This window comes from Sphingobacterium sp. UBA6317, assembly GCF_002440385.1.
In the GTDB taxonomy this organism is placed as follows: Bacteria; Bacteroidota; Bacteroidia; order Sphingobacteriales; family Sphingobacteriaceae; genus Sphingobacterium; species Sphingobacterium multivorum.
In genome coordinates this window covers 1-21,436 of sequence record NZ_DJTD01000031.1, presented here as the reverse complement: position 1 = coordinate 21,436, position 21,436 = coordinate 1, and the positions used below count along the sequence as shown (strand labels likewise).

At 38.6% G+C, this 21,436-nt stretch carries 18 protein-coding genes; 11 read left to right on the top strand and 7 right to left on the bottom strand.

Annotated elements, in window-relative coordinates:
* Positions 1-25: 25 nt before the first annotated feature.
* A complete protein-coding gene (locus tag B3E92_RS09510) occupies positions 26-2,068 on the bottom strand; it encodes a S9 family peptidase (RefSeq protein WP_254667650.1) in 2,043 nt (680 codons plus the stop codon).
* 368 nt (positions 2,069-2,436) lie between these two features.
* Here B3E92_RS09510 and B3E92_RS09505 point away from each other — a divergent pair, with 368 nt between their 5' ends.
* From B3E92_RS09505 to B3E92_RS09480, 6 genes are all read left to right on the top strand, one after another.
* Complete coding sequence (locus B3E92_RS09505; RefSeq protein ID WP_070561974.1) at positions 2,437-4,062, top strand: S8 family serine peptidase; 1,626 nt, start codon at positions 2,437-2,439, stop codon at positions 4,060-4,062.
* An 80-nt stretch (positions 4,063-4,142) separates the two neighbouring features.
* Entirely contained in the window at positions 4,143-4,334 is a 192-nt protein-coding gene (locus tag B3E92_RS09500) for a hypothetical protein (protein ID WP_139144906.1), read from the top strand.
* 167 nt (positions 4,335-4,501) lie between these two features.
* On the top strand, positions 4,502-5,179 hold the full coding sequence (gene nth, locus B3E92_RS09495; RefSeq protein ID WP_070562044.1) for an endonuclease III: 678 nt from the start codon (positions 4,502-4,504) through the stop codon (positions 5,177-5,179).
* Between the two features lie 67 nt (positions 5,180-5,246).
* Positions 5,247-6,272, top strand: a complete 1,026-nt coding sequence (recA, locus tag B3E92_RS09490) for a recombinase RecA (protein WP_070561972.1) — start codon at positions 5,247-5,249, stop codon at positions 6,270-6,272.
* 191 nt (positions 6,273-6,463) lie between these two features.
* Entirely contained in the window at positions 6,464-7,231 is a 768-nt protein-coding gene (locus tag B3E92_RS09485; RefSeq protein WP_286710089.1) for an endonuclease/exonuclease/phosphatase family protein, read from the top strand.
* 19 nt (positions 7,232-7,250) lie between these two features.
* Complete coding sequence (locus tag B3E92_RS09480; RefSeq protein WP_070561968.1) at positions 7,251-8,432, top strand: metallophosphoesterase family protein; 1,182 nt, start codon at positions 7,251-7,253, stop codon at positions 8,430-8,432.
* Between the two features lie 58 nt (positions 8,433-8,490).
* Here the strand turns inward: B3E92_RS09480 and pruA are convergent, their stop codons facing one another.
* The 6 genes from pruA to B3E92_RS09450 form a co-directional block, all read right to left on the bottom strand.
* Positions 8,491-10,128 carry an L-glutamate gamma-semialdehyde dehydrogenase gene (gene pruA, locus B3E92_RS09475; protein WP_286896423.1) on the bottom strand — a complete coding sequence of 546 codons (1,638 nt, stop codon included), beginning with the start codon at positions 10,126-10,128 and terminating at the stop codon, positions 8,491-8,493.
* Between the two features lie 168 nt (positions 10,129-10,296).
* Positions 10,297-10,944 carry a peptide-methionine (S)-S-oxide reductase MsrA gene (msrA, locus tag B3E92_RS09470; protein ID WP_070561964.1) on the bottom strand — a complete coding sequence of 216 codons (648 nt, stop codon included), beginning with the start codon at positions 10,942-10,944 and terminating at the stop codon, positions 10,297-10,299.
* 150 nt (positions 10,945-11,094) lie between these two features.
* The gene (locus B3E92_RS09465; protein WP_286710091.1) at positions 11,095-11,703 is read right to left on the bottom strand and encodes a superoxide dismutase; all 609 of its coding nucleotides are present in this window, start codon (positions 11,701-11,703) and stop codon (positions 11,095-11,097) included.
* A 101-nt stretch (positions 11,704-11,804) separates the two neighbouring features.
* Positions 11,805-12,272 carry a nucleoside deaminase gene (locus B3E92_RS09460; protein ID WP_088160107.1) on the bottom strand — a complete coding sequence of 156 codons (468 nt, stop codon included), beginning with the start codon at positions 12,270-12,272 and terminating at the stop codon, positions 11,805-11,807.
* A gap of 9 nt (positions 12,273-12,281) precedes the next feature.
* Positions 12,282-12,623: a tRNA-binding protein gene (locus tag B3E92_RS09455; RefSeq protein ID WP_075990896.1), complete on the bottom strand. Its 342-nt coding sequence runs from the start codon at positions 12,621-12,623 to the stop codon at positions 12,282-12,284.
* Positions 12,620-12,829, bottom strand: coding sequence for a hypothetical protein (locus B3E92_RS09450; protein WP_070561956.1), 210 nt, complete (start codon positions 12,827-12,829; stop codon positions 12,620-12,622). The genes B3E92_RS09455 and B3E92_RS09450 overlap by 4 nt, the downstream gene beginning before the upstream one ends.
* An 87-nt stretch (positions 12,830-12,916) precedes the next feature.
* On the opposite strand from B3E92_RS09450, the gene B3E92_RS09445 reads away from it, so the two are divergent.
* From B3E92_RS09445 to B3E92_RS09425, 5 genes are all read left to right on the top strand, one after another.
* Positions 12,917-13,525, top strand: a complete 609-nt coding sequence (locus B3E92_RS09445; protein WP_286896419.1) for a porin family protein — start codon at positions 12,917-12,919, stop codon at positions 13,523-13,525.
* A 171-nt stretch (positions 13,526-13,696) separates the two neighbouring features.
* Complete coding sequence (locus B3E92_RS09440) at positions 13,697-14,467, top strand: succinate dehydrogenase cytochrome b subunit (protein WP_088160105.1); 771 nt, start codon at positions 13,697-13,699, stop codon at positions 14,465-14,467.
* Between the two features lie 57 nt (positions 14,468-14,524).
* On the top strand, positions 14,525-16,459 hold the full coding sequence (locus tag B3E92_RS09435; protein ID WP_075990894.1) for a fumarate reductase/succinate dehydrogenase flavoprotein subunit: 1,935 nt from the start codon (positions 14,525-14,527) through the stop codon (positions 16,457-16,459).
* A 14-nt stretch (positions 16,460-16,473) separates the two neighbouring features.
* Entirely contained in the window at positions 16,474-17,247 is a 774-nt protein-coding gene (locus tag B3E92_RS09430) for a succinate dehydrogenase/fumarate reductase iron-sulfur subunit (RefSeq protein WP_172840644.1), read from the top strand.
* Between the two features lie 169 nt (positions 17,248-17,416).
* Positions 17,417-21,163: a HAMP domain-containing sensor histidine kinase gene (locus B3E92_RS09425; RefSeq protein ID WP_286710092.1), complete on the top strand. Its 3,747-nt coding sequence runs from the start codon at positions 17,417-17,419 to the stop codon at positions 21,161-21,163.
* The last annotated feature ends 273 nt before the right edge of the window (positions 21,164-21,436 follow it).

The following is a 21,436-nucleotide window of genomic DNA, read 5'->3' as shown; positions in this document are numbered from 1 at the left end:
TTTTTTATTGTTCGTTTGTATAATTTCAAATAAGACCTTCTAATTTAAAGAGAAAAGCATATTCCAATGCAATTTCCTTTAAGTAGTCAAATCGACCAGATGCCCCACCGTGGCCATAATCCATATCTGTCTTTAAAAGTAAAACCGTACCTCCGGTTTTAGTTGCCCTAAGTTTAGCCACCCATTTTGCTGGTTCAAAATACTGCACCTGACTGTCGTGAAGCCCAGTTGTGACCAATAAATTGGGGTATTCTTTTGCTTCAATGTTTTCATATGGAGAATAGGCCTTCATATAACTATAAGCTTCCTTTTCATTGGGATTGCCCCATTCATCATATTCATTTGTAGTCAACGGTATAGTATCGTCCAACATGGTATTCACTACATCCACAAACGGTACCTGAGCTATTATGCCATGATATAGCTCGGGCGCAATATTAGCGACTACGCCCATCAGCAAACCTCCTGCACTTCCCCCCTGTGCATAAAGATGTTCGGGTGTACAATAATGTCGATCAATCAGGTATTTACCACAATCCACAAAATCATAAAAGGTATTCATCTTATGCATCATTTTCCCATCTTCATACCACTGCCGCCCCATTTCCTCTCCACCTCTGATATGTGCCAAAGCGTAGATAAATCCACGATCCAACAAACTCAGTCGATTGCTCGAAAAAGTGGGGTCCATCGATGCCCCGTAAGATCCATAGGCATATTGCAACAATGGAGCTGAACCATCAAGTTTGGTTCCTTTTTTATAAACAATAGAGATCGGCACCTGAATACCATCTCTTGCCGTTGCAAAAACACGCTCGCTGATATATGCAGCTTGGTCATATCCACCCAAAATCTCCTGTTGCTTTAACAATACTTTCTCCTGCTTAGCCATGTCATATTCATAGACTGAGCTTGGTGTCACTAAAGAAGTATAGCCATATCGCAACTTATCGCTGTTGTATTCAACATTAATAGCCGGATATACCGTGTAGGTAACTTCTCCAAAATCCAAATAGTGCTGTTGCTGACTATTTAAATTATAAATTGCCAATTGAGTCAATCCGTTTTTTCGTTCAGCAATAGCTAGAAAACCCTTAAACTCTTTAATATCGCTGACCAATACATCCGGTCGATGATCGATGAATGTCTGCCAGTTACCGCGCTCTGTACGATCTAAGGGACATTGCATGATTTGAAAATTGATGGCCTCATCATTGGTCAGAATTAAAAAGCGATCGTCCAATGCAATGACCGAATAGAGAACATTGTGTATCCTTGGCTGAAAAACGCGAAATTCCGACTGCGGTAAATCAGCATTCAATATCCAAATTTCTGAAGACAATGTCCCTTCAGAATTGATGATGATATATTTTCCATTTTTGGATTTCCCGACAGCAATATAATTTGTATTATCTTTCTCTTCATACACGGCCACATCCGCTTTTGTATCGCTGCCCAATGTATGTCGCATAATCCTCTCGCTAAGTAAAGTTATAGGATTTTTAGCCGTATAAAACAACGTCAGGTTATCATTTCCCCATATCGCTGCCCCCTCTGTATTCTTTATCTGGTCGTGATAAATTTCTCCGGTCTCAATATTTTTGATAAATATGGTATATTCCCTCCGGGATACGGTATCCACACTAAAGGCAAGCAAACGATTATCCGGACTAACCGAAAATCCCTTTGCCGTATAATATGCATGCCCTTGGGCAAGCTGATCTACATCCAATAGCACTTCTTCTTCGCCCTCAAGCGTACCCTTTTTCCGACAGAATTTAAAATACTGTTTCCCCTCTTCCGTACGGCTATAATAGTAGTAGCCATTTTTGAAATAAGGTACCGACTCGTCTTTTTCCTTAATACGGGACTTCAATTCGTGAAAAAGATCCTCCTGTAGGTCTACTGTATCCTGAAGCATCAAACTGGTGTAATCGTTTTCCTTTTCCAGATAGTCAATAACTTCTTGAGCTTTTTCTCCTTTTTTAAAGTAATCAATCATCCAATAATAATCATCTCGCACAGCATCATCATGTATGTTTCTTACATGAGGGTAAACTGCTGCCATTGGGGCCATTACATTAGGCCAAACTATTTTTTTATTTTGTTGCATTCGCTTTCTTATTCGCTATTTAATATAAACGCTTTCTCATTCTGCTGTCCGGACCATCCCATAAAACAGGAGCCTCCTAGAAAGATTTGAATTTAAGATATTTCGTCAACAGTTTAATAAGAGATATGGATTATAAATACTTTTAATAAAAATTAACAGTTCAGAAGAAGCATTAGCATTATCTTTGCTATTCTGCTATAGTTAGGAATAAATGAGCAGGCACGCTCTTGAAAAAAAATTAAAACACACAGGAGAGAATAACCAGGTGGAATGCGTTCATGGCAATCATTGAAAGCAGACACTTCATTAAGAATTATTTACATATGAATTTAAAAAAATCACTATATCTAATTGCTTTAGGCTCATTGCCACTTATCTCTTTCGGACAATCGGATACCATTCCAGCAAATTGGTTTAATTTGGACTATAAAACGGATGGGGTGATGGGAATCAGTACCGAAAAAACGTATAAAACTTTATTGAAAGGGAGAAAATCCACTCCAGTCATCGTTAGCGTATTGGATGGAGGTGTGGATGTTTATCACGAGGACCTCAAAGATGTCGTGTGGATCAATGTGAAGGATAGTCTTGCAAATGGTATAGATAATGATGGCAATGGCTATATCAATGATAAATATGGCTGGAACTTTATTGGAAACGCCAATGGAGAAGATGTTCAGTTTGACAACCTTGAACTGACAAGACAGCTTAGGATACTGGACGAAAAGTTTGCAAACATCACAGCGGCAACAGAACTCAATGAAGCTGGTCGAAAAGCTTTCGCTAGTTATCAAAAAATGCTTGCCAAATATAAAAACAAGCTAGAAGAAGCTAAAATGGGTCAATTTTCGTACGATGCGCTCAAACGCAACATAGACGCTGTGGTACGTGAAATAGGTAAAAAGCCCGAGGATATCACACAGGAGGACATAGACAATTTCAAAGCGACCACAAATACGCAACGCATCGCACTGGGCTATGCAAAGGATGAAATCCACAACGGCGGCTTTGCCAAATTTTTTGATGATATCACCGAAGGTGCAAAATATTTCAACAATCAAGTTGATTATCATTTAAACAAAGCATACGATTCTCGACCTATTGTTGGCGATAATTATGAAGATGCTTCAGAGCGCCATTATGGCAACGCGGACGTAAAGGGACCAGATGCATTACATGGCAGCCATGTCGCAGGAATTATCGGTGCAAAACGCAATAATAATATCGGTATCAATGGAGTAGCGGATAACGTTAAAATACTCACGGTTAGACTCGTCCCTGATGGTGATGAGCGTGACAAAGACGTCGCAAATGCTATTCGCTACGCTGCAGACAACGGAGCCAAAGTACTGAACATGAGCTTTGGGAAAAGTTATGCCCATAATAAGCAGGCCGTAGACGATGCCATCAGATATGCTGAATCCAAAGATGTATTGATGGTTCATGCCGCAGGAAATGACAGTGAAGATAACGATATAGAACCTAATTTTCCAATGAAGTATTATACGGATGGAAAAGGTGATACCACCGGAGTTGCCAATGCATGGATCACCGTAGGCGCAACCGGTCTTCATTTGGACAATGAACTATTAGCCGATTTTTCCAATTATGGCAAAAAAACGGTCGACGTTTTTGCTCCTGGCGTCCACATCAACTCAACGGTACCAGATTCCAAGTATAAAGAAGAACAGGGCACGAGTATGGCTGCGCCCGTTGTCGCTGGTCTGGCGGCAATGATTCGATCTTATTATCCCAATTTGAGCGCGGTGGAAACCAAACAGATTATTATGGAATCGGTGGAAAAGCCGAACCAACTGGTACAGATAAAGGTTGGTGAAGATGCCACCAAAACGGTTCGATTAGCGGACATCTCGGTCACCGGAGGAATCGTCAATGCTTATAACGCCATTATAAAAGCAGAAGAATATACCAACAAAAAGAAAAAATAAATATTTTCTCGTTTTTTATACCAAAACTATCTTTTGTCCGTTTAATTATTTAACTTACAGAGACAAAACAACAGATGCTTATGGTAGAAAACTTTACCCAATCAGAAAACGAAGTTCAAAATTTGCTAACCCAAAACGAGAAGGTAATGACAGACGAGGACATAGAAAATGAATTGAAACTTCAATTACCAAAAATGTTGCTTCATCCAAGCAAAAGAAGTGTAGAGAATATCCTGGCATATTCGAAACAACTGGAAAAAAGAAAGGCCTAATCTGGGAGATTAGGCCTTATTTTTTAACCTTAATATCGTCTTGATTTATCTATGATCCAAAACAGTTGAGACTTCCCTTCCGTTTTGCACATTAAAATCAGAGTATTCACCATGTAGTAGGTTTCAAAATTTCTTTTTTGATGGAAATTTTGGCTAGTTTTGAACCGATGTTAAAACAAGAACGATACAAGGCTTTCGTAGATTATTTCTCCAAAAATAGTCCTGACGCACAGACAGAACTCAACTATAGTAATCCGTTTGAATTACTGGTCGCTGTTATTTTATCTGCACAATGTACAGATAAAAGGATCAACCAAGTCACGCCCAAATTGTTTGAACGCTACCCTGATGCACACAGTTTGGCAGCTTCTAGTGTAGACGAGGTGTTTAGCTATATACGATCCGTAAGCTATCCAAATAACAAGGCCAAACACCTTGTTGGAATGGCTCAACTACTGATTGAAAAGTTCAACAACATTGTACCCGAAAAAATTGAGGATCTTGTGAAACTTCCTGGTGTAGGTCGAAAAACTGCTAATGTCATTTCATCTGTTGTTTATCATAATCCGGCGATGGCCGTAGATACCCATGTTTTTCGTGTTGCAAATCGTCTTGGGCTAACCTATCGTGCGACAACGCCATTGGCTGTAGAAAAACAGTTGGTAAAAAATCTACCCAAAGATACAATTGCCATTGCTCATCATTGGCTTATCTTACACGGACGTTACATATGTCTGGCCCGAAAACCAATGTGTGAGAAATGCCCTATTACTTATATGTGCAAATACTTTGAAAAAAATCACCATATAAAAAGTGTTTCAGCTATATCAGAAACAAAAAGCTAATTTTTTTAGTGAAAATATTTGGTTTATGATTTTTAATTTTTAATTTTGAGAAATATATACTAAAAATATGAGCAACACAGATAAACTAAAGGCTTTACAGCTGACGTTAGATAAATTGGAGAAGAACTTTGGAAAAGGTTCAATTATGAAGTTAGGGGATACTGCTGTTGAGCCGATCGAAGCTATTTCTACAGGATCTCTAGGCTTGGATATCGCCTTAGGCATTGGCGGTGTACCAAAAGGCCGTATCATTGAAATATACGGACCTGAATCTTCGGGTAAAACTACCTTAGCAACTCACATTGTTGCAGAGGCACAAAAAAAAGGCGGTATTGCAGCAATCATTGATGCTGAACATGCTTTTGATAAATATTACGCTCAAAAATTAGGCGTAGATGTAGAAAATTTATTGATTTCTCAACCGGATAATGGTGAGCAAGGTTTAGAAATTGCTGATAACCTAATCCGTTCTGGTGCAATCGACGTTATTGTCATTGACTCCGTTGCGGCTTTGGTACCAAAAGGCGAGATCGAAGGCGAAATGGGCGATTCTAAAATGGGGCTTCAAGCTCGTTTGATGTCTCAGGCTTTACGTAAGTTAACAGGTACAATTTCAAAAACAAACTGTTGTTGTATTTTCATCAACCAATTGCGTGAAAAAATTGGTGTCATGTTTGGTAACCCAGAAACAACAACTGGTGGTAATGCCTTAAAATTTTACGCTTCTGTACGTTTAGATATCCGTCGTACATCACAAATCAAAGATTCTGATGAAGTATCGGGTAACCGCGTAAAAGTGAAGATTGTAAAAAATAAAGTAGCCCCTCCGTTCCGCATAGCGGAATTTGATATCATCTTTGGTGAAGGTATCTCTAAAGTAGGTGAAATCATTGATCTAGGTGTTGAATATGGTATTATTAAAAAAGCAGGCTCCTGGTTTAGCTATGGTGAGACCAAATTAGGACAAGGTCGAGACGCTGTTAAAGCCTTATTATTCGACAATCCAGATTTAATGGACGAACTTGAAGCTAAAATCCGCGCTGAAGTGACAGGAGAAGATCCAATGCTTAACACCGAGGAAAACGAAGACTAGTTCCTGTAAAAATTAGTATAATGTAGGTAGCCATCCTGTTTAGGATGGCTATTTTTTTGCGAAAGTTCAAGTGCTTAGATGATTATTTTGTTACATGTCCAAAGTTTTCAATTTGTACTCATAGATTTTATTAATTTTAGAAAGGCGAATTAAAAACGCCTGACATCCAAATGCTAAACTTAATATAAACAATGAATCGTAAACTAATTCTATTCCTTCTAATACTGCTAAGCTCAGTATTCCATCTACATGCACAAACAATACGCGTACTCTCGTTCAATATCCATCATGGAAACCCACCCACTGAAAAAGAATCTATTATCAATCTTGACACGGTTGCCAAGATTATTAAAAATTCCAAAGCTGACATTGTAGGTCTTCAGGAAATCGATGTTAATCTCGGTAGATCATATTTTGAAAATCAAGCCAAGAAATTAGCCGAATTAACAGGCATGCACTATATATTTTCCAAAGGAATAGACTTGGATAAAGGTGAATATGGCACCGCCATATTGTCAAAAAATCCGATTGAACGTGTAGAAAAACACCTTCTACCCTCACCTGTGGAAAGCGAAACACGTAGTTTATCTGTAATCGAAGTCACTATTCACAAAAAGAAACTCTTATTTGCGAATACACACCTTGACCTGAAAGACAAAAACAAAATCGAACAGGCAAAATTCATCACCAATCGCTTCAAAAACGAAAAGTTACCCACCATCCTTGTCGGTGATTTGAACTCCGAGCCCAATGATCCAGCGATTATTGAACTTAGCAAAATATTCACAAAAAGCAGTATTGCCAATGGATTTACGTTTCCTCAAGATAAACCCACTACTGAAATTGATTATATCATGATCAATAAAACAGTTGCCGCAAGGTTTTCTAACCATCGAATTTTGGACGAGAAATACGCTAGTGATCATCGTCCATTATATGTCGAGATAAATATTAAATAACCACTTGTGACCTTTAAATATGAATTTTAACAGAAGAAGATTTTTAGAAGTCCTGGCGCTGGCTGGGATTACATTACCGAATATAAGCGTCGCGCAAGAAAAAGAAGCAAATGAGGCAGAAGGCGAGTTCAGTTTTCTCGTACCTGCCTATCTACAGAATCAAACGGAAACAGGCGTCAGTATTTTTACAATTTTGAGCAAAGAGGCTTTTGCTTGGCTCGAGATTCTCGATAACGCAGGAAATGTCCATAAAAAAATCTACCAATCCGAAGATGGGATGATCAACGCCAATACTGACTTTTTTCATTTTACAATTGAGGACGCGCCGCGCTCATTTCGCTATCGCATCAAGGCGAAGGAAGTCCAAAAATTCGATCCTTATAAAATTGTATATGGCCAAGAAATAGAAACACCTATTTTTGAGGCTAAATTAGCCAAGAGCGATCAAGAGCAGATTCGCTGTCTTGTATATAACGATGTACATGAGGAAAAGAGCAGTTATCATGACCTTATCCCAAATCAGGATATCGCGCCTTACGATTTCTTTGTGATGAATGGAGACTCATTTCATTATGTCACCAATCAGCAAGATATCACAGAGAAATTGCTAAAGCCAATTGAATTTTTTGCGACAAGCAAACCATTCATCATGAATCGAGGAAACCATGAGACAAGGGGATCTTTCGCTCGTAATTTCAAACGATATTTTGGTTATCCGGACAACAAGTATTACCAAGCCTTTAAAAGAGGGCCTATTTTTTGGATCATGCTAGACAGTGGCGAAGACAAGCCTGACAATCATGAGGTATACGCCGGAACAGTCGATTACGATAACTACAGAAAAGAACAGGCTCAATGGCTGGAACAGGTCCTCCAATCCAAAGAAAGAAAGCGTGCTCAACATACTGTTGTCATTAGCCATATTCCAATTTTTCATTCGGACGACTGGCATGGCACCCTGGATAACAGAGCATGTTTCCATCCCCTGTTTCAGAAATATAAAATTGATGCCATGATCTCGGGCCACACCCATCAATATGGATACTATCCAGCAGATAAAGACCACAATTACCCTGTCTTTATAGGTGGTGGTCCAAAAGCGGGGAAAAGAACCATCATCGATGTGGCCGGGAACAACAAGTCATTGAATATTCGGATGACTAGAGACGACGGAACAGAATTGGGATTATTTAAAAAATAGAAAAAGGCGCTTTATAAGCGCCTTTTTCTATTTTAACAAAGCTGTTATGCTAGCTTCTTTATTCTCCCTTTTCCAAGAAAGGATATCTATAATCTGTATCTGGATTAAACGTCTCTTTAATTGTACGAGGAGATACCCAACGAAGCAAATTGATCATTGATCCTGCTTTGTCGTTTGTACCCGAACCTCTAGCACCACCAAACGGTTGTTGACCTACGACAGCACCTGTACACTTATCATTCACATAGAAGTTACCCGCAGCATGTCTCAATTTATCTGTTGCTAAATTAATGGCATAACGATCTTGCGCAATGATTGATCCTGTCAAGGCATAAATAGATGTTGTATCAACAATAGCTAACGTTTCTTCAAACTTAGCATCCTCGTAAACATATACCGTCAGCACAGGTCCGAACAATTCCTCAACCATGGTTTCGTAATCTGGTTTTGAAGCCTCAATGATTGTTGGATGGATGAAATATCCTTTAGATTTATCGTATGTACCACCAACTACAATTTCTGCTTCATTAGATTCTTTAGCTCTGTCGATATACTTCGCTAATTTATCAAACGACTTCTCATCAATGACAGCATTGAAAAAGTTCGTGAAATCCTCTGTTCCGCCGATTGTTAAAGATTTTACGTCATTCGTCATAGATTCCTTCAATGCTGGCCACAATGATTTAGGAATATATGCACGTGAGGCAGCAGAACATTTCTGGCCTTGGTATTCAAAAGCACCACGAACTAAAGCTGTATTCGCAACCTTCAAATCAGCCGAAGGGTGTACAACGATAAAATCCTTACCACCAGTCTCACCAACAATACGTGGATATGTTTTATAACGGTGGATATTGTTACCGATCGTTTTCCAAATGTCTTGGAATACTCCTGTTGAGCCAGTGAAATGGATACCTGCGAAATCTGGGTGTTGGAAAATCACATCACCTGCATCAGGACCTGAAACATACACCAAGTTGATTACACCATCCGGAAGACCAGCTTCACGGAAAATTTTCATCAATACATTTGCTGAATAGATTTGGGTATTGGATGGTTTCCATACAACAACATTACCCATCATTGCAACACACGACGGTAAATTACCCGCAATAGCTGTAAAATTAAATGGAGTCAATGCAAATACAAAACCTTCAAGAGGACGTTGTTCTACACGGTTCCAAACACCTTTACCTGATATAGGAGGTTGTTGCTTATAGATTTCACTCATGTACTGTACATTGAAACGCAAGAAATCCACAATCTCACATGCCGAATCAATTTCTGCCTGATAGGGGTTCTTCGATTGCCCCAACATTGTAGCAGCATTCAACTCATAACGGTATTTTCCCGAAATTAATTCAGCAGCTTTTAAAAAGATTGCAGCACGATCCTCCCAAGTAAGATTTTCCCAATCCTTTTTTGCCGCCAAAGCAGCATTGATTGCATCTGTTACGTGAGATTTATCGCCTTGATTGTATTGACCTAAAATATGTTGGTGGTCATGTGGAGGAGCTAGGTTTACTTTTTTAGAAGTAGTGATTTCTTTACCACCAATATACATTGGGATATCGATTTGTTTCGAACGTGCCTCATCAATTGCTGCTTTCAACAATTTACGTTCTTTCGTTCCGACAGCGTAAGTATACACCGGTTCATTGGTAGGAACAGGAACTGTAAAAAATCCTTTAGACATATTACAATTATTAATTATTCATCCAAAAAATGCTATCAATGAATCATGAAGCTATCAAGTTTGTTCGTTCCATTATTTGCATAAGAAACCATGGTTTCAACTTGTTAGCATGATACTAAATAGCGTTAATAGAAGTAAAATTACCTCAAATTTTATGAATACCCAAAGTTACTGTCCCTCTTTGAGCACCTTGGAAAAGATACGTTTAAATTTTTCCAATTTCGGTTTAATCACCAATTGGCAGTATGGTTCTTTCCCATTTAATCTATAATAATCTTGATGATAGTCTTCTGCAGGATAAAAGACTGTTGCCGGAACTACTTCGGTTACAATAGGTTTATTGAAAACATGCTCTTTTTCTAACGCCGAAAGATAATACTGCGTCTTGTCAAGCTGCTCTTTATCGTGCACAAAAATAGCCGAGCGATATTGGGTGCCGATATCATTCCCCTGGCGATTGAGCTCTGTTGGATCATGTGCGACAAAGAAGGCCTCCAATAGTTTGTCGTAGCTGATCACTTTTGGATCAAAAATAATATTGGTTGCTTCCGCATGCCCTGTGCTCCCTGTACAAACCTGCGTATAACTTGGATTTGCTACCCATCCGCCAGTATATCCTGAAACAACATGTACAACCCCCTTTAACTCTTTGAATTGTGCCTCAGTACACCAAAAACAACCTGCCGCAAATGTCGCTGTATCCAAACTTGCCGTATTTTTTGCCGGTAACTTCGAGAAATCAGTTTTTTTTGCCTGCTGTCCCTGGCAGGAGCCTAAAATAAAAAGTGCTGCTAATAGCATTAAAATATTTTTCATCAGTAGCGGGTATGATCGTGGAGTTAACTATTATACTGTAGTGTTCTACTATGGTCTTATAAACAAATACAACTGAGGTTTTGTTTATAAAATAGAAAAGCGACAATAATAACTTATTGTCGCTTTTCTATTGTTCTATCAAATGATCAACTATTTAGCTGCAGCATAGTTTTGTGCTACGGCATCCCAATTGATAACATTAAAGATTTCCTCTAAATACGCTGGACGCTTATTTTGGAATTTCAAATAATAAGCATGCTCCCAAACGTCGATACCTAAGATAGGCGTACCTTTTACCTCAGCAACATCCATCAATGGATTGTCTTGGTTTGGTGTAGAAGTTACTGCAAGTTTACCATCAGCACCAACAATTAACCAAGCCCATCCTGAGCCAAAACGCGCAGCACCAGCAGCTTGAAGTTGTTTTTTCAACTCATCAAATGAACCAAATGTAGCATTGATTGCTTCAGCTAATTCACCTGTTGGAACTCCACCTGCATTTGGGCCTAAAACCTTCCAAAACAAAGAGTGGTTGTAGTGACCACCACCATTATTACGTACGGCTGCGCTGTATTTACTTACATTTTTAATAATATCCAATAGGGATAAGTTTTCTGCGTCTGTTCCTGCGATAGCTTTATTTAAGTTATCCACATATGCCTGATGGTGTCTGTCATGGTGGATTTCCATTGTAGTTTTGTCAATATGTGGTTCCAATGCGTCGGCTGCGTATGGTAACGCTTCTAATTCAAATGCCATATCTATTTTAATTTAAATGTTTATTACTTCGTTTATACATACAAATATAACACAATATACACGGTTATGTTTTTATGTGTTACAATAAATCCATTATTTCCCTACCGTTTTTGACGAAAAAATGATTTTACCAAATCAGCACATTCTTCCTGCAAAACGCCATGTGTAATGACAGTTTTGGGGTGTAATATTTTATCGTGAAAATGGGAATAGCCACGCTTTTCATCTTTGGCTCCATAGACTATTTTACCAATATGTGTCCAATAGGCCGCTCCGGCACACATAATACAAGGCTCAATGGTAACGTATAATGTGCATTCATCCAGGTATTTGCCCCCAAGGTAATTTGCTGCTGCTGTAAAAGCCTGCATTTCAGCGTGAGCTGTCACATCATTTAATCGCTGCGTCAAATTATGACCTTTCCCTATAACACGTCCTCGATGAACAATAACTGCCCCAATAGGCACCTCTCCCTCTTGGTAAGCGACCTTAGCTTCATTCAATGCCATACGCATGAACGACTCGTCACTATCGATGAGTTGTGTTCCTTCAAAATCTATAAATGTCATGGTACAAACTTAACTAAGTTTAGATCCATTTGGTAATTTTTTGTCGACAGATGTCAAAATAATATCTCCATTTTCGTCCGGAAATCCGGTCACTAGACACTCAGAAAAGAAATTAGCGATCTGCTTTTTGGGAAAGTTCACAACTGCGACAACTTGCTTCCCAATCAACTCCTCTTTGTTGTAGTGTACTGTAATCTGGGCACTACTCTGTAATACACCAATTTCATCGCCGAAATCAAGTTTCAATTGATATGCTGGCTTTTTAGCTCTTGGAAAGTCTTTTGCTTCTAAAATAGTTCCTACCCGTAAATCCACTTTCTCAAAATCGCTCCAACTAATGGCATCACTCATAATCGGTTGCTACTAATATCCTGAATCTCTTTACCTATCGTAAATAAAACATAGGAAGGCTTCCGTCCCAAACGTAAAGACAATCTATTGATCAGTTTATCTTCCTCTCCTGCTTGAAAAGCTAAATCTTCATCACTTAAGTGGTTGTACTTGCGACGGAGTTTTTCTTTGGCTACTTGCCACTGTTCTTCGTTAATTTTCAGCATAACTAAGATTTAGGTATAAAATTTGTATATCTTTACTGAACTGTAAAAGTTTGTTTAAAGATACAATATATACATAAATAAAAGATTATGAAAAAGATTTTACCAGCATTACTTTTGATTTGTGGTAGCGTAGCAACGGCACAGGCGCAGCTTTTGCCAGGGTTTGAGGTGGGTGTAAAAGGAGGCTTGAACTTCTCTAAACTTAAAAGCGATGGAAAATATTTCAATTCTGACCCGAAAGCAGGCTACCAAGCAGGTCTTTATGGACGTGTTGGTGTATTGGGATTCCATATTCAGCCGGAGGTTTATTTAACAGGTAAAAACACCACTGTGAAAGGTCAAGGAGAAGACGGGGCTTCAACGACTACCGATGTTAAGTTTACCACAGTTGATATTCCTGTATTATTAGGCAAGCGTTTTGGCTTGGGTCCAATCGGGGCGAGAATCCAAACCGGTCCAATTTTCTCATTTAAAGTAGATGATAATCAGCCCAAGATGATTGACCAATTGAATCCAGGTAACTACAAAAAAAGTGGTACAGCTTGGGCTTTTGGTGTAGGTGCTGATGTTTCAAGCTTACGTGTAGACCTACGTTACGAAATGGGCTTGAACAAGGTCAACAACGAAAGTCAGGCAAATCCCAAAATCAACATGTGGAGTATCGGTTTAGGCTATAGATTATTCAGTATCCTATAATTCTTTAAACCTTGTTCATATACTGTTTAAAAGTCCGTTTTTATTCAAAACGGACTTTTTATTTCAATAAACTTTAGAACCGTTCTAAATTATTGCTTTTTCTTGTCAAAATGGTATCATATTTAATAGCAAATAGTAGATTTGCCTAATTCAAATTAAATTACAAGGATAATGAGTAAATCAAAGCCAGTTTTCAGTTCTTCGATTGGGAAGAAGCTAATCATGAGCTTAACAGGAATCTTCCTATGTTTATTCCTAGTTGTTCACTTGGTTGGTAACTTGCAATTATTTAAAGATGATGCGGGTCTAGCGTTCAACAAGTACGCCTATTTTATGACTCACTTTGCACCAATCAAAGTTGTTTCTTACTTATTGTATGCTTCGGTAATTGTTCACGTCATCTACGCTATTACATTGTCGATGAAAAACAAGGCCGCTCGTCCTATTGGTTATGCCAAATATGATGGTCAAGCAAACAGCAAGTGGAATTCACGCAACATGGGTATCTTAGGTACTGTCATTTTAGTATTCTTAGCTACGCACATGTCTAATTTTTGGTGGAAGTTTCACAATGATGAAGTGCCGTACATCGAATACCGTACTGATTTGGCAACTGGACAAACCACAGCGAGAGAACTTCAAGCTTCTGAATTCCACGACTACCAAGAAACGGTAGAAAACAATGTTCAAATCTTAAAAGCGAGAGATTTGTACAAGCAAGTTGACTTTGCATTCAAAAATGTTGCATTGGTAGCTTTGTATGTTATTGCGATGGCAGCTTTGGCATTCCACTTAATTCATGGTTTCCAATCTGCATTCCAAACTTTAGGTTTTAACCACAGAAGATATATTGGAATCATCAGAGCAATCGGTGTTTGGGTATTTGGGGTATTAATTCCAATTGGCTTTGCAATAATGCCATTGTTTTTCTTCTTTAAATAATTCAGAATCTTTTAAGATAAAGCTCAGGCTTTATCGATCAATATAAAATTAAGAGATATGTTAGATTCAAAAGTACCAGCGGGCCCATTAGCCCAAAAGTGGTCAAATCATAAATTTAATCTTAAGTTGGTTAACCCTGCTAACAAACGTAAATTTACTGTTATTGTTGTTGGTACAGGTCTTGCTGGTGCATCTGCAGCGGCATCTTTAGCCGAATTAGGATATAATGTAATTACCTTCTGTTACCAAGATTCACCTCGTCGTGCGCACTCTATTGCGGCACAAGGTGGTATTAACGCAGCAAAAAGCTACCAAAACGACGGAGACTCTGTTTTCCGTTTATTCTACGATACAATCAAAGGTGGTGACTACCGCTCACGTGAGGCAAACGTTTACCGTTTGGCAGAAGTATCTGTCAACATCATCGACCAATGTGTTGCGCAAGGTGTTCCTTTTGCACGTGAATATGGTGGTTTATTGGACAACCGTTCTTTCGGTGGTGCTCAGGTAAGCCGTACGTTCTATGCGCGTGGTCAAACGGGACAACAATTGTTGTTAGGTGCGTATTCAGCATTGAACCGTCAAATCAAAAAAGGAAAAGTAAAATCATATACGCGTCATGAGATGTTGGATTTGGTTATGATCGATGGTCATGCTAAAGGTATTGTAACTCGTGACTTGGTTTCAGGTAAAATCGAAACTCATGCTGCACATGCAGTATTGATGTGTACAGGTGGTTACGGTAACGTATTCTTCTTGTCTACAAATGCAATGGGATGTAACGTTACAGCAGCTTGGAGAGCGCACAAACGTGGTGCTTACTTCGCTAATCCTTGTTACACACAAATTCACCCAACGTGTATTCCGGTAACAGGCGATCACCAATCCAAATTGACATTGATGTCAGAGTCTTTACGTAATGACGGCCGTGTATGGGTTCCTAAAACTCAAGAAATGGCAGAAAGATTACGTAAAGGTGAGATCAAAGCCAATGATATCAAAGAAGACGACAGAGACTATTTCTTGGAGCGTAAATACCCTTCATTCGGTAACTTGGTACCACGTGACGTAGCATCACGTAATGCAAAAGAAGCTGTTGATGATGGTCGCGGTGTTGGAAAAACTGGTTTCGCCGTATTCTTGGATTTCAAAGAAGCGATCGGTCGTCTAGGCGAAGACGCTGTACGTGCTAAATATGGTAACTTATTTGACATGTACTACCAAATCACTGACGAAAACCCTTACAAACAACCAATGCGTATCTACCCTGCTGTTCACTATACAATGGGTGGTGTATGGGTTGACTACAACTTGATGACTACAATCCCAGGTTTGTATGCTTTAGGTGAGTGTAACTTCTCTGACCACGGTGCAAACCGTTTAGGTGCATCTGCATTGATGCAAGGTCTTGCTGATGGTTATTTCGTGATCCCTTACACTGTGGGTGATTACTTAGCTAAATTAGGTTCATTCGCACCAGTAGATCACAGCCACCCAGCGTTCGAAGCTACACGTAAGGAAGTTGAAGACAAAATCAACAAATTGTTGTCTTTAAACGGTACAGAAACTGTTGATGATATCCACAAAAAACTAGGTCTCATCATGTGGGAATATTGTGGTATGGCTCGTACAGCTGAAGGATTACAAAAAGCACAAGGTTTGATCCAAGAGTTGAAAAAAGAATTCTGGACAAACGTTAGAGTACTTGGAGAGAACGAAGAATTAAATCTTTCTTTAGAAAAAGCTGGTCGCGTAGCTGACTTCTTAGAGTTAGGAGAGTTAATGGTTGTTGACGCATTGCAACGCGCTGAGTCTTGTGGTGGTCACTTCCGTTTAGAAAGCCAAACTGAAGAAGGTGAAGCAAAACGTAACGATGATGAATTCGCCTATGTATCTGCCTGGGAATATAAAGGAGACAATGTACCTGAGGAATTACACAAGGAAGACTTGGTATTCGAGAACGTTCAGTTAACACAAAGAAGTTATAAATAAGAAGGAAAATTATCATGGCACAACATATGAATTTAACGCTGAAAGTTTGGCGTCAAAAAAATGATAAAGATAAAGGTCAATTTGTAACTTATCAGGCAAACGATATCGCTGATGATATGTCTTTCTTAGAGATGCTTGATATTGTCAATGAAGAATTGACTCGTAAAGGAGAAGATCCTGTATATTTCGATCACGACTGTCGTGAAGGTATCTGTGGGATGTGTTCATTAGTAATCAACGGTCGCCCTCACGGTCCTAAAGAAGGTACCACAACATGTCAATTGCACATGCGTAGCTTCCACGATGGACAGACAATCGTCATCGAACCTTGGAGAGCTGCTGCATTCCCGGTATTGAAAGACCTTGCAACAGACCGTACGGCTTTTGACCGCATTCAACAAGCAGGTGGATATGTTAATATCAATACAGGAGGTGTTCCTGACGCCAACACGATTCCTATCCCCAAACGTATTGCTGATGAAGCTTTCGAATCGGCTACATGTATCGGTTGTGGTGCTTGTGTTGCTGCATGTAAAAATGCTTCTGCAATGTTATTTGTATCTGCAAAAGTCTCTCAATTTGCCTTATTACCTCAAGGTCAAACTGAGCGTTACGAACGTGCGCAGGCAATGGTTGATCAAATGGATGCAGAAGGCTTCGGTAACTGTACCAACACGGGAGCTTGCGAAGCAGAATGTCCTGTTGGTATCAAGTTAACAAACATTGCTCGTCTAAACCGTGAGTATTTGACTGCTAAAATCTTCCGTCAAGAAGAACCACACGTTTAATTAGCATAGTAAATCCTTCATGTTTTCGCTAGCATCAACAGCTACGAAAACCTAATGAAGATTCTTTCTGGCCCATGAAAATGGGTAATTCAGAAAAATAATATAAAAGTCCTTGCCCTAAGAAAGCAAGGACTTTTTTTTATATTTACAATAATGTAAATTGACGCACGTGAATTCTGGTATAAAAATTCGATTACTCCTACTTATCTTGACTTTATGCTTTATAGGAACAGCTATAACCATTAAAGAATCTGTTACCAATAAGGAAATACTAGACATTGATACAAAATCACTCAATGACTACATCGCGCAACAAGAAAAAAAAGTCGATCGTATTTTCAATGATTCACTCCTGCTCAAAACATTTAAAAACTACGATCAGTATCCGATAGCAGTTTATCAGGCTTTTGAAAAATTTAAAACCAACGAGAAGGTTTTTCTATTTCTTTTTAAGGACCATGAACCGAAGATGTGGAGCACACATCTATTCGTGCCTATCACAGATCAGGGATTTCCAGAAAAATCCAATTTTATTCAGGATGATAACCGTTCTTACGTTGTTCGAAAAAAAACAATTGGCAATATCAGTATACTCGCCTATATTATTGTAAAAGGCTATACAAATAACAACAACCCCTATTTAAATAGCTCTTTGCGGAGAAACTTCTTCGACTCCAGAAATATTGACATCGCCTCCTATACAGACACGGTCACCATTAAAAATATCTATAGCAATGAGGGGTCTTATCTGTTCTCCGTTAAGCTAAAAGATGGAGAGCATGAAAATGCCTATACAATTTTGCAATTCTTCTGCTGGCTCCTAGCCTGGATCGCGTTACTGATCTTCTTCAATAGCCTCTGCTTACATATGGCCAAGACAGGAAGGGCCTGGTGGTCTGCGATACTGCTATTGTCGATATTTAGCCTTGTTAAATTTGCCGATCTTAAGTGGAACCTGCTGTCCGAAAATGCGACATTTTCAATTTTCGACTCACGGAATTACGCCTATAATCGCTTCTTCCCTAATATATGGTCCGTGATGTCCACCACCATATTGGTGCTATGGTTGGTTCTATTTATCTATTCAATTCGCAAAGAGCTCAACTTTGACAAAATAAAAAACATCCGGCTCTTTAGAATTCCTATCGCAATCGGATTTATTCTAAGTATATATCTATCGTTCGGTCTATTGTATGACATCGCTGGTACATTGATTACACACTCCAACAACATCTATTTTGATTTCACAAAACTTGTCGATTTACATTTTTTAAGTTGGGTAGATCTAGGCATTGTTGGCATGGGTATTTTGGCTTTAAGTATCTACATTGATCTTGTACTATTTTTTCTTAAAAAATTAGAATTAAAACCGACGCAGCTGCTCAATATTCAACTGGCATGTGTCATTTTTGTCATCCTGATCATTTCCTTTTATATAGAGAAAAATAGCCTGGTCAATTTGCTACTCGCGCTGATCATCCTTATTAAATCATTTGGCGAGAAGTATTTCGATAGACATATATTAACAAATTATATTGCTGTACTGATACTTTGGGCAATCATAAGTGCGATCACGCACGCACGTTTCTATCAGGAACGGAACTTAATCGACATGAAAATCTTGTTGAGTAATCTACAATCAGAAGATGATGTCAATGCTGTCTCATTATTCTCTGATATTGAAAGTAGCTTAGCAAACGATCAAGAATTAAAACACTTATTTAATATCAGCCTTCCCTATACCAATACCGAGGGGATCAACGATTTTATCAAGAAAAAATACTTTAGTGGCTATCTTTCCAAGTACGAGTTCAAAGCATATTATTATGATCAGAATAATATTCCGCTCAATCCAGCCAGTCAGAATAAGATCAATGAATATCGAGAAAAGGTAATCAACAAGTCGATAAAAGTCACGCAGAACTTTTACCGTTCCAGTGCGGAATTAGGTACGCATGAATACTTCTCCATCATCCCTGTCACCATTGACCAAAATAGAATTGTCAATGTTATCGTCAATCTTTCCAATAAAGATTTTAGCTATACGGTTCCCTATCCCGAAATCCTTACCGATATGCGGATTAACAATTCGCAATATTATAATAAAGGAGATTATTCGATAGCCCTCTATAAAGGCGGCTCCTTAATAACACAGTTTGGGAAATATACTTACGAGAACAATTTGAGGGGGCTGAAAGGTGTTCCAGGGGAATATATTCAAGTACTCGACCGAGATGCATACCTACATATGGCTTATGTTGCCAATAAATTCTCTACATACGTTATCAGTAAACAAAAACCTTCTTTTTGGGATTATCTAGCGACGACTTCATTTCTGTTCTTGGTATTTTTTATGATTTTCATGCTTTTCCATTTCATAAAATCACTCTATATCTTTCTTAAAAATACCAAGCTAACTTTCCGTAATTTAAAGTATCAGTTCTACAAAATAGTAAATAAAATACAGTACTCTACACGTATTCAGACTTCCATCATCTCATCGGTAATTCTGGCTATTCTTATTTCAGCGGTAATTTCATATATAAGTATCAACAAGCAGCTTTATAATAACAATAAAGCAAGTAAAGAGCGCTTTATTATCGAGCTGGGTAAACGGATGGAAAATATGTTGACCTACACAGATGAAACATCCACCGAAACGCAGCTGATTAGTATTCTCAAGACATTATCCGAAACAATTTCCAAAGACTTCAATCTTTATTCCAAATCAGGCAGGTTACTTTACAGTTCGCAGCGTAGAATCTACGATCTGGAGCTTTTCTCTACTTTCATTAATCCGGCTGCACTGAAAAATCTTTCCATCTTAAAAAAATCGGAGACAATTGAAGATGAGCGTATTGGCACTTTCCAATTTGAGACCAGCTACGCCACCATCAGGGATAAAAACTATAATACACTGGCTTATATAGGTATACCAAACTTCTCACTTCAGAAGGAAGAAAATATCAATAAGAATCTTCTTTTAAATACCATAGTGAACATTTATTCGCTGATTATTATAGGCTTTGGATTTTATGCGACGTTTGTGGCCAACAGTGTCACCAATCCATTGAGCATCATCAGTAAGAAGATTTCACAACTACGCCTGGGGCAGCCCAACGAGCCTCTGTTTTGGCAACGAAATGATGAAATAGGTACATTGATCAAAGAATATAATCTTATGATCATAAAGCTGGAGGACTATGCTAATAAGATCAAAGATACCGAGCGAGAATCAACTTGGCGTGAGATGGCTCAACAGATTGCCCATGAAATCAAAAATCCGTTGACACCAATGAAATTAGGCATTCAGCAACTCCGTAGATCTTACAAAGACGAGGACCCTAAATTTCCGGATCGCTTCAATAAATTCTCCACTTCATTCATCGAACAAATCGATGCATTGACGCATATTGCCTCAGAATTTTCACATTTTGCAAAATTCCCAAATACGGTAATGGAAAACATCAATATTGTAGAGAAAGTAACAAAGTCCATTTCCTTGTACAACAATACACCAAATGTAAGTATTCGTCTCATTAACAATGCGGATCACAGAACCCTTATCGTTAAAGCAGATGGTAATGAGCTATTAAGAACCTTCAATAATTTGATAAAAAATGCGATTGAGGGCGGTTATGGACGAAAAAACATGAAGATCGAGATTTCCATTGAACGCTACTCAGACAAATTTGTCAAGATAGATATCAAAGACAACGGTTATGGGATTCCCAAAGAGATGCAGGATAAAATTTTCCAGATTAATTTCACGACAAAGAGTTCCGGAAACGGTTTAGGACTAGTTCTTGTCAAAAAGACAATTGAAGCCTGTAACGGGCAAATCTATTTTGAGACTGTAGAAGGCGAAGGTACAACGTTTCATATACTGCTTCCTTTGCAACAGATAGAATCTTAAATCAACTGTAATCAGACATCCAAGAAAGCGGATAGGATACTGCACCCAAAGCATCTAAATAATAAGATGAGCCGTTCCAAGTACATAAATAAGAGGCTACCACATTCAAGTAATGTAAATAAAACTAGGGCGTTCAGTTAGGCTCCTTATATCTCAAACATTGATTACATAAAACTGAACGATAAATGGGAATAGTCCTATTCTTACGACGTTCCAAGGATCAGCCTAACACAAACAGCGTACTATTAAACAAAAAAGAGGCTGTCTCAAAAA

Bases quoted from the DNA above. Each gene is read 5' to 3' on its own strand.
- nth (WP_070562044.1), top strand. From the start codon at position 4,502: ATGTTAAAACAAGAACGATACAAGGCTTTCGTAGATTATTTCTCCAAA.
- B3E92_RS09445 (WP_286896419.1), top strand. From the start codon at position 12,917: ATGAAAAAGATTTTACCAGCATTACTTTTGATTTGTGGTAGCGTAGCA.
- msrA (WP_070561964.1), bottom strand. From the start codon at position 10,944: ATGAAAAATATTTTAATGCTATTAGCAGCACTTTTTATTTTAGGCTCC.
- pruA (WP_286896423.1), bottom strand. From the start codon at position 10,128: ATGTCTAAAGGATTTTTTACAGTTCCTGTTCCTACCAATGAACCGGTG.
- B3E92_RS09480 (WP_070561968.1), top strand. From the start codon at position 7,251: ATGAATTTTAACAGAAGAAGATTTTTAGAAGTCCTGGCGCTGGCTGGG.
- B3E92_RS09450 (WP_070561956.1), bottom strand. From the start codon at position 12,829: ATGCTGAAAATTAACGAAGAACAGTGGCAAGTAGCCAAAGAAAAACTC.
- B3E92_RS09510 (WP_254667650.1), bottom strand. From the start codon at position 2,068: ATGGCAGCAGTTTACCCTCATGTAAGAAACATACATGATGATGCTGTG.
- B3E92_RS09440 (WP_088160105.1), top strand. From the start codon at position 13,697: ATGAGTAAATCAAAGCCAGTTTTCAGTTCTTCGATTGGGAAGAAGCTA.
- B3E92_RS09430 (WP_172840644.1), top strand. From the start codon at position 16,474: ATGGCACAACATATGAATTTAACGCTGAAAGTTTGGCGTCAAAAAAAT.
- B3E92_RS09455 (WP_075990896.1), bottom strand. From the start codon at position 12,623: ATGAGTGATGCCATTAGTTGGAGCGATTTTGAGAAAGTGGATTTACGG.
- B3E92_RS09485 (WP_286710089.1), top strand. From the start codon at position 6,464: ATGAATCGTAAACTAATTCTATTCCTTCTAATACTGCTAAGCTCAGTA.
- B3E92_RS09465 (WP_286710091.1), bottom strand. From the start codon at position 11,703: ATGGCATTTGAATTAGAAGCGTTACCATACGCAGCCGACGCATTGGAA.
- B3E92_RS09435 (WP_075990894.1), top strand. From the start codon at position 14,525: ATGTTAGATTCAAAAGTACCAGCGGGCCCATTAGCCCAAAAGTGGTCA.
- B3E92_RS09505 (WP_070561974.1), top strand. From the start codon at position 2,437: ATGAATTTAAAAAAATCACTATATCTAATTGCTTTAGGCTCATTGCCA.
- B3E92_RS09500 (WP_139144906.1), top strand. From the start codon at position 4,143: ATGGTAGAAAACTTTACCCAATCAGAAAACGAAGTTCAAAATTTGCTA.
- recA (WP_070561972.1), top strand. From the start codon at position 5,247: ATGAGCAACACAGATAAACTAAAGGCTTTACAGCTGACGTTAGATAAA.
- B3E92_RS09460 (WP_088160107.1), bottom strand. From the start codon at position 12,272: ATGACATTTATAGATTTTGAAGGAACACAACTCATCGATAGTGACGAG.